Consider the following 15,255-nt stretch of genomic DNA (forward strand, 5'->3'; position numbering starts at 1 on the left):
TCGTATCTATGAGATACAATTTTTGTCAACTTTAAAACGGTTATTGTTTGTATTGGGGCTCTTCTTCTTGGATTTGCTGGAAGCGAGGCTCTAATCCATCAATGACGCTTTGAGTTTGCTGAGCCATTTGTTGGTATAACTGCTTAGCTTGTTGATTTTCCGTATCAAGAGCAAATGTTTCTAAACTCGCCTGTGCACTTTTTAACCCTGCTAATGTTTGTTTAAATTTAACCGCTACTGTCAATGTCGTTACCCCTAGATCGTTTCGTTTATGGTGAAGGTGGTCCTTCACTAGTAGGATGGAGAGTTGAGTGTAAACTATAAGAAACAAATATTGTCAAGAAAAGCCTTTATGTTATTTTGTGCTACACTATATATACTTGGATCATTTTACGTAACCAACAAAAAAGTAAAAACGAAATAAAGGCTTTAAACGAAAAGACCGTTGGCTGACTGAATTAAATTCTTCCTCATAAATACCCCTTTGTTCGCTCACACTAAAAAATAAATGTGATCACGAACAAAGGGGTAGTAATGTGAATACGAACTTTTTCCATTTAACTTTAGAACTCTTTGTCGGTTTTTTTGCTCTACTAGTCATGACCAAAGCGCTTGGTAAAAATCAAATCACTCAGCTAACACCATTTGATTTCATCTCAGCCCTCGTATTGGGTGAGCTTGTCGGAAATGCAATTTATGATAAAGATATCGGCCTCCACTATGTTCTTTATGCAATAGTGGTATGGGGATCTTTAATTTATACGATTGAAATGATCACACAAAAAATACGAAAGTCTAGACCTTGGCTTGAAGGAACCCCTTCTCTTATTATCTCTCAAGGGAAGATTCAATATGAAGAGCTTAAAAAGAACAAATTAGATCTAGATCAATTACTGCACTTATTACGTGATAAAGGTGTCTTTTCTATTCGAGAAGTAGAATATGGAATTCTCGAGACAAACGGGGCAGTTAATGTAATGCGTAAACAACCAGTAGATTATCCAGTTAATCGTGATTTACAAATTCCACCACAAGCTGTTCATTTGCCTGTCCTCCTTATTCTAGATGGAGAAGTAATTGAGGAGGGGTTAACGCAAATAAATAAAGAGAAATCATGGTTGCTGGATGAATTATTTAACCGAGGAATCGCAGGACCATCTGCAGTCTTCATTGCAGAATGGCAAAATGGGGAAGGTTTTGAAATTCAGACGTACTAAAAATGGATGGTGAGTCGTATGAGAATCATATTAATATACACCCTTATTGCATGTATGTTAGTAACTGGATGCCAACAAGAACGTCCTGAGGGTGAAACCTTAGCACAATCATCTGAAGCAGGTACTCTTGAGAAAGGGAAGAATGTCATTGTCGTTGTAATTGATTCAATGACAAAACCAGTTATTGAGGAAACAATGGAACGCGGCTCTCTTCCTGCTCTGTCTTTTTTAGCCGAACGCGGACAGATTTATAATGATTTAGTCGCTCCATTTCCGTCTATGTCCGTAGCTATTGAAAGCACATTAGTGACTGGAACCTCACCAAAGGAACATAAGGTTCCAGGCCTTGTTTGGTACGATCCTAATGGCGATGTCATTGTCGATTATGGTTCTACAATTTCAAAGTATTGGAAATTAGGCATGAACGATACACTAATGAACACATTAACTCATCTAAACACAAGCCATATCTCACCAAAAGTAAGCACCATTTATGAAGACTTAAAACAAAAAGGTCGGACGAGTGGTTCCATCAACCTTCTTGTTTATCGCGGTGATCAAACTCACAAAGTAACCGTTCCGGGCTATATAAAGTCGTTATTGCATCTACCGGATAAAATAGAAACAAAAGGACCTGACCTGCTTGCTTTTGGTCAAGCAGTTAAGCCAAAAGCGGTTCAAGGAGTCAAATTAGACGAAAGCTTTTATCAAAAGTTTGGTCTTAACGACTCCTATTCAGCAGAAGTAACCGCAAAACTGATTCAAGCAGATGAACAACCTGATTTTCTAATGGTATTTTTTCCGGATTATGATAAAGATGCCCATCATCACGGTCCTGTCAGTCCTGAATACTTTGCAAAAACAGATGGGTACCTGCAAAGTATTTTAAATGCATATGACAGTTGGGACGAAGCTCTCCGTGAAAACATCTTTGTGATCATGGGCGACCACGGGCAAGACCTGTTAACAGATAAGAAAGAGAAAGCCTCTATAGAATTAGAACCTTTGCTTGACCCTTATCATGTAGCATCACTTATGGATGAGCCATCCAGCGGTGATATTGTTATAGCGAACAACCACCGCTCAGCATACTTATATGCAATTGAACCAGACATAGATTTTATCGACATCGCAGATCAATTACAGCAAGATAATCGAATTGATCATCTTGCTTGGCTCGTTGGCAATGAATTAATTTTGTATCAAGTAGGAACAGAAGGGTATTTACGGGTTAAAGAAGGCGGAAGTTGGCATGATCAATATGGACAAACGTGGTCTTTTGAAGGCAATGAACAAATTGCTGATATTAAAGTTAATGAAAAAGATGGAACGATTGCCTATGGCGATTATCCCGATATTTTTCATCAACTATACGGGGCTCTTTACAGTCATTCTGAATCAATGATCGTGACTGCAAAGCCTGGATATACGTTGAAATCTGAAGGCGCACCTGTTCATAATGAAGGTGGCGAACATGGCGGTCTCCATAAAAATGATACCATTACATCTATTATTGTTTCTGGAACAGAGAAGGAACTAGATGAACGACGGATGGAAGCTTTAAAAGAATATTTTCTTGAACTGTTTGATGAGTAATTAAATAATTGGATATATAACATCAAAGAGGTGACTCAATCGCGATGAGGCACCTCTTCAAAACATTTTCGGATTTATTTGTATGTTTTCCACCTTAATTGACGTGCCTCAAGAAAACGCCTCTCCACTTCTGGCCAATTTACGACATTCCACCAATTATTTATATATGGCTTTCGTTCATTTTTGTATTGTAAGTAGTAGGCATGTTCCCACATATCTAGAACAAGTAAAGGAATGACATCTTGCTGACTTAAATTTTGGTGCTTCTCAGCTTGAAGAATCTCCAAGCGGTGCGTTCGCGGTGAATATACTAAGAGGGCCCAGCCAACTGCCTCAACTTTTTCTGCTGCATTTGAAAAATGTTCTTTCATTTTACTAAAACTGCCAAAGTCTCGATTTATTTGTTGAGCTAGTTCTCCACTTGGTCTCCCCCCACCGCCAGGACTCATAATATTCCAGAAAATTGTATGGAGATAATGTCCCGCTCCGTTAAAAGCCGCTTCCCTTTCCCAATGCTTAATTAAATCATAGTCGCTTTTCCTTCTTGCTTTTTGCATTTCCTTTTCAGCTTTATTAAGGCCATCGACATAGCTTTGATGGTGCTTTTGGTGGTGAAGACGCATAATTTCCTCTGAAATATAGGGTTCTAATGCATTATATGCATATGGCAATGGCGGTAACTTATGCCCCCCAATCGGAACTGGGTCAAAGGCAGCTTGAGCTGCTTGAGCCGCTTCTGCACGAGTAGGTGCTAATTCCCCCCACCTTTCATACACTTCAGCAGCAAGACTGTCTAAATTCGTTTCATCGCTATGTCCTCGTTGTTCATTCGGGTGTTCACATTCATTAAGTAACGTTACCAATGAGTTCATAAAAGGTTTAATTTTACCATATCCAACCCGTGCTTCTACTTCAGAACCATATTGATTCCAAATGTTTTTTACCTCTTTGGCCCAATCGTAAATCGCTTTTTCATGTTCATTCACACTGCATTCCTCCCTCGTAACATAGCAGTAACGTTCTATACTATGTTAGATGGATGCCTCTGTGTGTTTGTTTACAAAAAAAATTGTGAGGACTCCAGTTTAATCTCTACTCTGATTCTAGCGTTTCTTCAAATTTTCTAAAGAATAGATCTGCCTCATCCTCAAGTGAATGTTCGTCAATATTCTCAGGTAAAGGTGGCAATTCATCTAAATGATTTAACCCGAAATGGTCTAAGAAAAATTTCGTTGTTCCATATAAAATCGGTCTTCCAGGGCCTGGCGCTCTATCTACTTCTTTTATTAACAATTTAGAGGAAAGCGTGTGAATTGCTCGATCTGATTTCACTCCTCTAATTTCGTCAATTTCCATTCGCGTAATTGGCTGCCTGTATGCTACAATCGCTAGCGTTTCAAGCGCTGCTTGGGACAAACTCGAATGGAGAGGAGATGCCGCTAGCTTTTTAAAATAAGGTGCATGCTCAGGTCTCGTTGTTAACCTGAACGCACCAGCCATTTCAACAATTTGTAACCCACGTTCCTGCTCTTTATATAACAATTGAAGAGAGAGAATCGCTTCTTGGATCGTGAGTACTTCCATCTCAAGTACAGTCGCGACATCTTCTACTGTCATCCCTTCATCCCCAACTACAAACAATAAACCTTCAATGGCTCCATGAAGTTCCTGAATCTTCATCTGCGAACTCCCTCCTCTATGCTGAAAATCATGATGTCTGAAAAATTACCGGATTGCTCACAACGAATCGTTTTTGTCTTCATCAGTTCTAAAATCGCTAAAAAACTTACAACAATATGACTACGTTCAGGGACTGGAAACAAATCATGAAAGTGACAATATCCATTGAATCGTGCTCTTAATTCTTTTACAATTTCCTGCATTCGATCCTCAATCGAATATTCTTGACTCTTCACAGTTGTTGTCCGTGGCGCTTTTAATTCTTTTCGCTTCATTAGCTTTTGATACGCACTAAGCATATCAAACAAAGAAACACCTGAAATGGCAATATCACGTCGCTCTTCTTCAGATATATACGGCTCTAAATCTTCAGGTGGCCGTGTATGTACAAGACTACGTTCTTGTTCTTTTTCTTTTAATTCTGATGCCGCTTCTTTATATTTCTTATATTCAATAAGTCGATACATTAACTCATCTCGTGGATCCTCTTCCTCTTCTAGTTGCCATTCATCATCAAAAAGCTCCTCCTCTTGTTTCGGGAGAAGCATCTTGCTTTTGATTGCAAGCAATGTAGCAGCCATTACTAAATATTCACTAGCAATATCTAATTCTAGATCCTGCATAGCGCGAATATATGCTAAATACTGATCCGTAATAACGGCAACAGGAATATCATAAATATCAACTTCTGCTTGATTAATTAAGTGCAAAAGTAGATCAAGAGGACCCTCAAATGTATCAAGCTTCACACTATAAGGATTCATCCAACCACCACTAGCTTAATATAATTATTGCTAGAGGAGATTATATCATACTTTACAGATGCGTGGAACCTAAGCTGTTAGCTTCTTTTAACGAAACAATTGAATGACTTGATTTGAAACACGTAAAGGGAACCATCATCTTGTTTTGTGTTAAACTATTTACAAACATATGTCCGAAAAAGGAGATTCCTAATGTACCCTTCCGCTTATCTAGACTACCTAATTTATTTTCACGTCGAACGAGATTATTTTGAATGTCATGAAGTCCTAGAAGAATATTGGAAAGAACATGACCCTAAAAACCGCTCTTCGCACTGGGTAGGGCTTATTCAAGTTGCCGTTGGTCTTTACCATCATCGAAGAGGCAATCTAAATGGTGCTAATCGAATGTATGACAAAGCAATAAAGATCCTTTCCAAAAACAAAGCTGCCTTATCAGAACTTGGCTTAGATGGTACAGAATTAGTAAGACAACTAGTTGATCAAAAGACTCTTGCTACCTCTTCTAATGGAGCTTTTGCAGATATTGATTTGCCATTTGAAAAAGAAGACATTCTCATTTCTTGCCAAGAGCGTTGTCAGAAGTTAGGAATAGATTGGAACGTGCAAAAAAAAATCAATGAAGATATTATTCATAAACATACCAAGCGGGACCGGTCTGATGTCATTTTAGAAAGAGCCCGTCAGCTAGCTTTTAAAAATAACCGAAAATAAGTTTAAAAAATAAGAAGAGAAAAGCGATTATACGCTTTTCTCTTCTTTTTCAACACAGGCTAATAGAAAACTTTTTGTTTCTTTTGTCGGCTTCAATTCACAAGGGAGTATTTTCCTTAACTCCTGGAGCATTGTTTTGCCAATTCCTTCCCTCCGATGTGAAGGATTCACACAAAGATGTTGCAACATTGCCTCTCCATCCTCGACTGAAATACCTAACACACCGACAAAATCATCTTCTTTCCATAAATACAATTTCCAATCAGGATCATTTTCATAACGTTCCATTGTTTTTGTTAGTTTTTTGACATCTTTCTCCTTTGGCATAAAAGAAAGAAGCCCCATAGCAATTTTTTGATTCGTAGTCTTATAAGGTACAAGCATAATAGACCTCTCACATTCTAACTCAGATGATGAGTTGTTATCGTATGCGCTTTCACCAACAATATTTTACCACAATTCAGCAGATTTCGTCTTGATTTTTTCAACATTTATTTTGTTTTGTTTTTACTATATGCAATGAACATGAAAGTTGTTATTGACTAAAATCCAATTATTTTAATAACTTACAAAGATCCTAAAAGGCTAGATATACGGAAAGAAAAAAAGGGTAACTAAAAAGGCTCTAGCCATTACATAATGGCTATTTAGCGCTTTTTAGTTACCCTACTATTTATAAATCTTCAATCCCGATTATTTCGCTAATACTGTATCCAATCCTGGAACAATTTGCTTCTTACGAGACACTACACCTTTCAAAACAGCAGTATTGTCTTCTAGCGTTACATTGTACGCTTTTTCTACTGCATCTGATAATTTACCTAATGCTAAAATTTTTGAATCATTTTCTAGAATGTCTGTAACAACTAATAAGAAAAGATCTAAGCCTTTTTCTTCAATAACAGCTGTTAATGCTTCTTCAACTTCTACTTTTCGATTGAAAACATCATTCGTATCTACAACATTAACTTGGGCAATTTCTAATTTGTTTTCTCCCATTGTAAATTCTTTAGCATCTAAAGAAATAAGTTCAGCAACAGACTTACTGCTTACATCAGCACCTGCTTTAAGCATTTCAAGACCATAGCTGTCTAAGTCTACTTCAGCAATTTCAGCTAATTCACGTGCTGCAGCGATATCTTGATCCGTGCACGTTGGTGATTTAAATAACAAAGAATCAGAAATAATAGCAGATACCATTAAACCAGCAATATTTTTCTCAACTGCCACACCATGTTCTTTGTACAGCTTATTTAAGATGGTAGCCGTACATCCAACAGGCTCTGCACGGTAATAAAGCGGATCACTTGTTTCGAAATTCGCAATCCGATGATGATCGATTACTTCCAGTACACGTACCGAGTCAATATCCATGGCACTTTGTTGACGTTCGTTATGATCCACTAAAATAACATTTTCCACTTCGTTTGCAACTGTCTCAACTAAACGTGGGACCTCTACTCCAAAATGATCTAACGCATATTGTGTTTCCCCATTGATTTCACCTAAGCGAACAGGCTCTGCATTGACACCTAGTTTGTTTTTAAGGTCTGCATAAACAATTGCAGAGGTAATCGTATCTGTATCAGGGCTTTTGTGTCCAAAAATCAAAACTTTTTCCATTTTTTTGCTCCTTTTTTGTATAAAATATAATTCCTTGAAACCTTATCCCTTTAGAAGGGTATGTACAACCACCATCCATTTTATCAATTTTCTTGCCAGAAATAAACAAGAGAAATAAAAAATCATGTAAAAGAAAAAAGAGGCAATCTAAAAAAGTAAATCGAACTGTTCCCCATCCCTTTATGTTAAGTTAGGAAACATAGATTCTCATTCTTTTAAGATTACCTCAACGCTACTATCTATTCGAAGCTTCTTCCTAAATTCGCCATTTCAATCGCAGCTGTTGCAGCATCCCATCCTTTGTTTCCAGCCTTCGTTCCAGCACGCTCTACTGCTTGCTCAATTGTATCAGTTGTTAATACCCCAAAAATGACTGGTTTACCTGTTGAAAGAGAAAGAGAACCTACCCCTTTTGCCACTTCACTACATACAAAATCAAAATGTGGTGTTGCTCCGCGAATAACGGTCCCTAACGTAATGACAGCATCGTACTTACCTGTATCAAGCATTTTCTTTGCCGCAAAAGGAATTTCGAATGCACCTGGTACCCATGCTACATCCACATCTACTTCGTTTACGCCATGGCGTTTTAGGGCATCTTGTGCGCCGCCTAGTAATTTACTAGTAATAAATTCATTAAAACGTCCAACAACGATCCCTACCTTCAATCCAGTACCTACTAAATGACCTTCAAAAACTTGTCCCATTTTTCTTTTCCTCCTCAAGAAATATGTTATTTTATTGTTTTTTATGTAGTAAACAAGGCGTGATGCAGCCTTGTTTTCCTTAATTAAAAATGAAGCATATGCCCTAGTTTTTCTGACTTTGTCTTTAAATATTTCTCATTGTCTTTGTTATGAGGCAATTGAAGTGCAACACGTTCAACCACTTCAAGCTCATACCCTTTTAATCCAGTAATCTTACGTGGATTATTCGTTAATAAGCGCATCTGTCTTACACCCAGTTCACGCAAGATTTGTGCTCCAATGCCATAATCGCGTAAATCAGCAGGAAAACCAAGCTTCTCATTTGCCTCAACTGTATCATACCCTTCTTCCTGCAGTTGATAAGCTCTTAACTTATTCATTAATCCGATGCCGCGGCCTTCTTGGCGCATATACAAAAGAACCCCGCGACCTTCTTGTTCAATTTGAGCTAAAGCAGCATGCAATTGAGGTCCACAATCACAACGGTGTGAGCCAAACACATCACCTGTTAAACATTCTGAGTGGACACGGACAAGCGTCGGTTCCCCTTCAATAATTTCACCTTTTACTAGAGCAACACTTTCCTTGCCATCGATAATATCAGAAAATCCGATTGCACGGAAATTACCAAAATCCGTAGGAAGCTTAATTTCTACTTCTCTTTTAACAAGTTTATCCTTGCGGTGACGGTATTTAATTAAATCTTTAATCGTGATCATCTTTAATTCATGCTCATCGGCAATCTTTCGTAACTGAGGTACTCGTGCCATCGTGCCATCCTCATTCATTATTTCACAAATGACTCCTGCGGGTTTCGCACCTGAAAGACGAGCTAAGTCAATCGCAGCTTCTGTATGACCCGCACGACGCAGGACACCTCCATTTTTCGCTACGAGCGGAAACGTATGACCTGGGCGTTTAAAATGATGCTTTTTTGCATTATCGTCAACAAGAGCTCTTACCGTATCTGCACGTTCTTTCGCTGAGATCCCCGTTGTGTTTGTATAATGATCAACACTAACCGTAAACGCCGTCCCATGTGGGTCTGTATTATGATCGACCATTGACACAAGATCCAGTTGTTTGGCACGCTCTTCTGTAATTGGTGCACACACAAGTCCTCGTCCATGTGTAACCATAAAATTAATCACTTCAGGAGTTGTTTTCTCTGCTATTGCCAAAAAGTCTCCTTCATTTTCGCGGTCTTCGTCATCACATACGATGACACAACGACCTTGCATCAGCTCATAAATCGCTTCTTCAATTGGATCAAATAATCTTGCTTCATCCTTTTTTTCCGCCATCCTTCTCACCGTCCTACCCTATTATTTATATCCGTGTTCAGAAAGAAAACTTTCTGTTAATGAAGAACTTGGCTTTTTCGAAGATTCCAATCGTCTTGAAATAAATTGTTCAATGTATTTTCCAACCATATCACACTCGATATTAACGATATCTCCGACCCCTTTTGTTCCAATTATTGTTTCTTCAATAGTATGAGGAATAATCGAGATCGTAAAACTTTCATTATCCACAGCAAATATCGTTAAGCTCGTGCCATCAACAGCAACTGACCCTTTTTCAATCATATAATGACGTAGCTCTTCTGTTACGCCAATACGATAGTAAACTGCATTTTGTTCAGGTGTTTTCGCTAAAATTGTCCCTATTCCATCAACGTGACCAGAAACAAAATGTCCTCCAAAACGGCCTTTTGCACTCATGGCACGTTCTAAATTCACGCGAGAACCTCGGCCAAGTCCACGTAAACTCGTTGCCCGAACCGTCTCCGGCATGACATCGACAGTAAAATGAGTAGAAGTATAGGATGTAACGGTTAAGCAAACACCATTAACAGAAATGCTATCACCAAGATTCACGTCATTCAAAATACGGTTCGCACCTATTTTCATAACCATCGACTCACCGCTTGATCGCATTTCTTGAATTTGTCCTACTTCCTCAATAATACCTGTAAACATTTACTCACTACCTTTCACACGTGAGACGATTTTTATATCTGTTCCTATCGTTGTCACTTCTTTAATTTCTAATTCAATTGCTTCTTCCACATCATGAAAGCCAACACCACCGATTGCAGTTGGTGCCTCTTTGCCACCAAATAATTTTGGGGCTAAGTACGTGATTACTTGATTAACGGCCCGAGCTTTCAAAAAGCTCCCATTCACCTCTGCGCCACCTTCAACAAATAAAGACGTGATGCCTTTTGTCCCTAGTAAAGCTAAAGCCGCTTCAACAGAATCATCTTGTAAACGATAGACGTTCACACCCAATTGCTCAAGTTCTGATTGCTTCGCTTTTGACGCTTGTTCTGTCGTTAATACCCAAGTCGGGGCCTCTTGGTCTTGAACAAGCTTAGTTTCAATTGGAATGCGTAATGAGCGATCTAAAACGACTCGAATTGGATTTTTCCCACCATTTGGAAGGCGTGTTGTTAATGATGGATTATCGGCTAACACCGTTCCAATGCCAACGAGGATCGCATCATGTTGATGGCGATAACGATGAACATCTTCTCTTGCATCTGAACCTGTAATCCATTTACTTTTCCCAGTTACAGTCGCTGTTTTCCCATCAAGAGTCGTAGCGGATTTAAGGGTAATATATGGGATTTGATTTTTCATAAAATGAAAAAACACTTCATTTATCTCATTGGCTTCATCCTGGCAAATGCCAAACTCCACCTCAAGCCCTGCTTCCTTAAGTTTTGCAATACCTCGACCTGATACCTCAGGATTTGAATCTTTTGTCGCAACAACAACTCTTTTACAGCCCTTTTCAATAATGAGATCTGCACATGGCGGTGTCCTCCCATAATGACTGCACGGCTCTAACGTCACATAGATGGTAGCACCTCTCGCTTTTTCCCCTGCCATCGCAAGTGCCTGCACTTCGGCATGGCCCTCGCCAGCTTTTAAATGGGCACCAACACCGACAATTACACCATCTTTCACCACAACAGATCCAACCATTGGATTAGGGGACGTTTGCCCTTTTGTGCTCTTTGCAAGGTCAAGAGCAAGCCTCATATAGTAAACATCATTCATGCTGATCCCTCACATTACAAGTAAATACAGAAAAAGCCCTGAGCAAATATACCTCAGGGCTTACATGTTAAAAATATCACGAAATAAACGTACAATAAAAAGTTGACGTTAATTGGTACAAAAAAAGGATAGACTACTCCCCTAAAAAGTAACGTTTTTTTCAAAAATACAATATGAAAGAAACCTTACTGTACTGTACCGTTTCGTTCCTTCTCCCATCCAGACTTTCACTGTCGGTCCCGGAGTTTCACCAGGTCCACCGCCTCTTGTAAAAAGAGTCGGGTCACGGACTAAGAAGCATTGCTTCATCACCGCCGGTCGGGATTTCCACCCAGCCCCGAAGAAACTTATTCAATTATGAACTAATAGTAAGGGTAAACTCTTTTTCATTCCAATGATCAAAGAAAAAAGTCCCTTTAATAAAAGGATCTTACCACTTAATTTTCAATAAATCAAGAATTTTCACTTAGTCAAATAAACTAGCTTAAAAGTTTTCTAGCATAGCGATCTATTTCGTACTACCTAGCTGATCGTCCGATTTCCATATATCATGTTATGATAGATATATTGTTTTTTAGGGGAGGCACTTTTTCAATGACTTATCCGTGGCTTACTGCTACCTATATACTATCTATAGCGACAAATCAATCTACCTTTAACAGAGGAATTAATTACTTCCGACTGGAGCGAGTGGCTGACCTTGATTTTGAACCGGCTTCCAATACGTTTTATGCATTTATTGATGGAACGTTATTGTACGAATGTGAAATTACATTTAAAGGACCAGAATCGATTTATTATTCTTGTGATTGTGAAGCATCAGCAACGTATCCAGGTGCGTGCAAGCATATCGTTGCCATGTTATTTGCCATTAAAGAATGGCAAGATGAGAAAGAGTCTATCATCCCCTTTCCTTCTTCACAACCGAATCAACTTCGCAGTAAAATGCTTGAAAAGTTTCAAAACGTATTCTCAAAAAATCAAAGGCACACTACGATTGAAAAGGAACCACTTCAAGTTCAATATGAGCTCTTATTCTCTCACACCTCTTTCAGCCCATTGCTAGATCGAGTTGAACTTAGGCTTAAAGTTGGGACAAAGCGCCTTTATGTTGTTAAAAACATTGAAGAGTTTTTACACTCTTTTATGAAGGCAGAATCCTATACATTCACAGCTAATTTTTCATATGACCCTAGTTGTCATCAAATTAATGAGAGTGATGCGAGCCTTTTGAAACAGCTATACACTCATTTAGAAATTATAGCTGCTAACAAAGATGATGATTATCGTACTAGTCAAAAACGATCATATGAAATTCCTGCAGTTAGTTTGCCTTCATTTCTCGAACAACTAGCAGACAAGCCGGTTGTATTAACAATCGACGGTACACTTCAATCAGAACAGATTAAAATTAAGTCGCTTGAAAATATTCAAGTGTTATCTTTTAAATTAGAGTCTGACGAGGATGATTCACATGTTCATCTAATTAGTGAGAATGCATACGAATTTGACTTTGTTGATGAAGAGTTCTGCACACTGATTCACGGAAATAACATCTATCAGCTAAGTGACGATCAAGCAAAACATGTCCACATTATCGCTGAACAAGCCGACGATACGGACACAATTGATGTCATTCCAAAAGAACAACTTGAGGCGTTTTGTTCCTATGTTCTTCCTACTCTTAAAACGGTCGGAACCGTTCAATTATCCGAAGAACTATATGATGCAATTGAAACAAAACCTCTTATGGCTAAGTTTTATCTCGATTTACATGATGGAACGCTCATAGGAAAAGTTTCGTTTGAATATGGAGAACATGCACGTAATCCATTTGAGGAATCAAATCATATAAATGAGAAAATCATTACACGAGACATTCAAAAAGAAGAATCGATCTTAGCTACTTTGAAAGAAACAGATTTCCACATAGTAGACGGACAACTTACTTTAACAAGTTGGGAAACGATTGTTCCATTTTTATTTGAACAACTTCCTATTTTGCAAAAAGAAATGGAAGTCTATACAACGTCTGCTGTTCGGAACGTAATTGCCACACCAAGTTCCACGCCATCTGTCCAGCTTGATGTAAATAATGAGACAAATTGGCTTGATGTTACTTTTTCTTTAGAAGGCATTGCAGAGGATGACATAATCGATGTCCTTCGCGCCTTACAAACAAATGCAAAATATTATAAATTGTCTTCTGGATCTTACCTTCAACTGAATCACAATCGTTTTGATTCAGTCAGGCAAGTAATCAATACGGTGGCATCGCCAAAGCAAAAATTACAAAAAGAAATGATAATCCCTTTGCATAAAGCATTTGAGCTAGATCGGCAAAATGGACAGACAAGAATCTCAAAACAGCTTCACCAACTTTTATCTGACATACAGTCACCTGAATTTAGTGATTGGAATACTCCTTCTAACCTGCATGCAGAGTTACGTGATTATCAGATTAATGGTTACCGCTGGCTCCGTACCCTATCTCAAATTGGACTTGGTGGTATTTTAGCTGATGATATGGGGTTAGGAAAAACGGTGCAAACCATCGCCTATATTCAAGGAGAAAAAGAAGAGAGACCAAATTTTCAAGCATTAATTATTGCACCTGCTAGTTTAATTTATAATTGGGAAAAGGAATTAGCTAAGTTTGCCCCTTCTTTAAAAGTGGCGGTTGTTGCTGGAACAAAACAAGTTAGAAAAGAACTTATCGCAACGGATTTTGACGTACTTGTTACATCTTATCCATTAATTCAACGAGATTGTGACCTTTACGAATCTCGTAATTTCTCTACATTAATTTTAGATGAAGCTCAAGCAATAAAAAATGACGCAACGAAGACAACAAAAGCTGTCCGTACCCTTCAATCGAATAGTTGTTTTGCACTAAGCGGGACACCGATTGAAAACCATCAAGATGAGTTATATTCGATTTTTCATAGCATCTTACCAGGAATGCTAGGGACAAAAAAGCAATTTAAAGATCTTTCAAATGAGACGATTTCAAAACGTGTCCGGCCATTTATTATGCGTAGGTTAAAACGAGATGTCTTATCTGAACTGCCTGATAAAGTTGAGTCTGTCCAATATACAGATTTAAGCCCAGACCAAAAGAAAATGTATGTAGCACAAGTAAAACAACTGACTAATGATGTGGATGCGGCCATTAAGAGCAATGAATTTCAACAAAAACGAATTGAAATTCTCGCAGGCCTAACGCGCTTACGTCAAATTTGCTGCCATCCAAATCTCATTGACCCGTATACCACTTATCAATCAGGGAAAATGGAACGATTACTTGAATATGTAGAGGAAGGTTTACAATCAGAGCAAAAAATGGTCATCTTTTCACAGTTCACTTCCATGCTTAGCTTAATTAGTAAATCATTTGATGAAAAAGGTTGGACGTACCATTATATTGATGGACAAACCCCACCAAAAGCTCGAGTAGAAATGGCCGAACGATTTAATAATGGTGAAAAATCACTGTTTTTGATCTCCTTAAAAGCAGGTGGCACTGGGCTTAACTTAATAGGAGGAGATACAGTCATCCTCTACGATACATGGTGGAACCCAGCAATAGAAGAGCAAGCTGCTGATCGAGTGTACCGGTACGGTCAAACGAAAAATGTCCAAGTCATTAAATTAATAGCAAATGGAACGATTGAGGAAAAAATACTTACCATGCATGAAAAAAAGAAAGCACTCGTTGATTCCATTATCCAGCCAGGAGAAGAAACATTACAGTCGTTAAGCATTGAAGATATTAAACAAATGTTAGCATTGTAAGAAGCTAGTTTAACAGAAAAAAGCGTATTTTTATAAGCTTTTTTCTGTTTGCTTATATTCTGACAATAAGCTATGAACGTCAAGCTTTTCT

Annotated in this window: 14 protein-coding genes and 1 riboswitch; of the genes, 4 read left to right on the plus strand and 10 right to left on the minus strand. The window is 38.3% G+C overall.

Going from position 1 to position 15,255, the window contains the following annotated elements:
- Window positions 1–40: 40 nt before the first annotated feature.
- Window positions 41–244 carry a DUF1657 domain-containing protein gene (locus AC1FXP_RS02995; RefSeq protein WP_480058620.1) on the minus strand — a complete coding sequence of 68 codons (204 nt, stop codon included), beginning with the start codon at window positions 242–244 and terminating at the stop codon, window positions 41–43.
- Between the two features lie 292 nt (window positions 245–536).
- Between AC1FXP_RS02995 and AC1FXP_RS03000 the strand changes: the two genes are divergently transcribed.
- Both AC1FXP_RS03000 and AC1FXP_RS03005 read left to right on the plus strand, forming a co-directional pair.
- A complete protein-coding gene (locus tag AC1FXP_RS03000) occupies window positions 537–1,217 on the plus strand; it encodes a DUF421 domain-containing protein (RefSeq protein WP_480058622.1) in 681 nt (226 codons plus the stop codon).
- A gap of 18 nt (window positions 1,218–1,235) precedes the next feature.
- Window positions 1,236–2,813: an alkaline phosphatase family protein gene (locus AC1FXP_RS03005; protein WP_480058624.1), complete on the plus strand. Its 1,578-nt coding sequence runs from the start codon at window positions 1,236–1,238 to the stop codon at window positions 2,811–2,813.
- Window positions 2,814–2,887: 74 nt separating this feature from the next.
- Here AC1FXP_RS03005 and AC1FXP_RS03010 read toward each other — a convergent pair whose 3' ends face one another.
- The 3 genes from AC1FXP_RS03010 to AC1FXP_RS03020 form a co-directional block, all read right to left on the minus strand.
- Window positions 2,888–3,799 (minus strand): superoxide dismutase, encoded by a 912-nt coding sequence (locus tag AC1FXP_RS03010; RefSeq protein WP_480058626.1) that lies wholly within the window; start codon window positions 3,797–3,799, stop codon window positions 2,888–2,890.
- A gap of 106 nt (window positions 3,800–3,905) precedes the next feature.
- Entirely contained in the window at window positions 3,906–4,493 is a 588-nt protein-coding gene (gene scpB, locus AC1FXP_RS03015; RefSeq protein ID WP_480058628.1) for an SMC-Scp complex subunit ScpB, read from the minus strand.
- Window positions 4,490–5,257 (minus strand): segregation/condensation protein A, encoded by a 768-nt coding sequence (locus AC1FXP_RS03020; protein ID WP_480058630.1) that lies wholly within the window; start codon window positions 5,255–5,257, stop codon window positions 4,490–4,492. The genes scpB and AC1FXP_RS03020 overlap by 4 nt, the downstream gene beginning before the upstream one ends.
- Before the next feature lie 192 nt (window positions 5,258–5,449).
- On the opposite strand from AC1FXP_RS03020, the gene AC1FXP_RS03025 reads away from it, so the two are divergent.
- Complete coding sequence (locus AC1FXP_RS03025) at window positions 5,450–5,971, plus strand: DUF309 domain-containing protein (protein ID WP_480058632.1); 522 nt, start codon at window positions 5,450–5,452, stop codon at window positions 5,969–5,971.
- Window positions 5,972–5,998: 27 nt separating this feature from the next.
- Here AC1FXP_RS03025 and AC1FXP_RS03030 read toward each other — a convergent pair whose 3' ends face one another.
- The 6 genes from AC1FXP_RS03030 to ribD all read right to left on the minus strand — a co-directional run bounded on the left by AC1FXP_RS03030 (window position 5,999) and on the right by ribD (window position 11,369).
- Window positions 5,999–6,355 (minus strand): GNAT family N-acetyltransferase, encoded by a 357-nt coding sequence (locus AC1FXP_RS03030; RefSeq protein WP_480058634.1) that lies wholly within the window; start codon window positions 6,353–6,355, stop codon window positions 5,999–6,001.
- Window positions 6,356–6,664: 309 nt separating this feature from the next.
- A complete protein-coding gene (locus tag AC1FXP_RS03035) occupies window positions 6,665–7,594 on the minus strand; it encodes a manganese-dependent inorganic pyrophosphatase (protein WP_480058636.1) in 930 nt (309 codons plus the stop codon).
- A 239-nt stretch (window positions 7,595–7,833) separates the two neighbouring features.
- A complete protein-coding gene (gene ribH / locus AC1FXP_RS03040) occupies window positions 7,834–8,301 on the minus strand; it encodes a 6,7-dimethyl-8-ribityllumazine synthase (protein ID WP_480058638.1) in 468 nt (155 codons plus the stop codon).
- An 83-nt stretch (window positions 8,302–8,384) separates the two neighbouring features.
- Entirely contained in the window at window positions 8,385–9,605 is a 1,221-nt protein-coding gene (locus AC1FXP_RS03045) for a bifunctional 3,4-dihydroxy-2-butanone-4-phosphate synthase/GTP cyclohydrolase II (protein ID WP_480058640.1), read from the minus strand.
- Window positions 9,606–9,626: 21 nt separating this feature from the next.
- Complete coding sequence (gene ribE, locus AC1FXP_RS03050; RefSeq protein ID WP_480058642.1) at window positions 9,627–10,283, minus strand: riboflavin synthase; 657 nt, start codon at window positions 10,281–10,283, stop codon at window positions 9,627–9,629.
- Complete coding sequence (gene ribD / locus AC1FXP_RS03055; RefSeq protein ID WP_480058644.1) at window positions 10,284–11,369, minus strand: bifunctional diaminohydroxyphosphoribosylaminopyrimidine deaminase/5-amino-6-(5-phosphoribosylamino)uracil reductase RibD; 1,086 nt, start codon at window positions 11,367–11,369, stop codon at window positions 10,284–10,286.
- 203 nt (window positions 11,370–11,572) lie between these two features.
- A riboswitch (FMN riboswitch) is annotated at window positions 11,573–11,718 on the minus strand.
- 245 nt (window positions 11,719–11,963) lie between these two features.
- On the opposite strand from ribD, the gene AC1FXP_RS03060 reads away from it, so the two are divergent.
- Window positions 11,964–15,164, plus strand: a complete 3,201-nt coding sequence (locus AC1FXP_RS03060; RefSeq protein WP_480058646.1) for an SNF2 helicase associated domain-containing protein — start codon at window positions 11,964–11,966, stop codon at window positions 15,162–15,164.
- Window positions 15,165–15,255 lie beyond the last annotated feature (91 nt).

The organism is Halalkalibacter sp. HAAS-P013 (assembly GCF_056619925.1).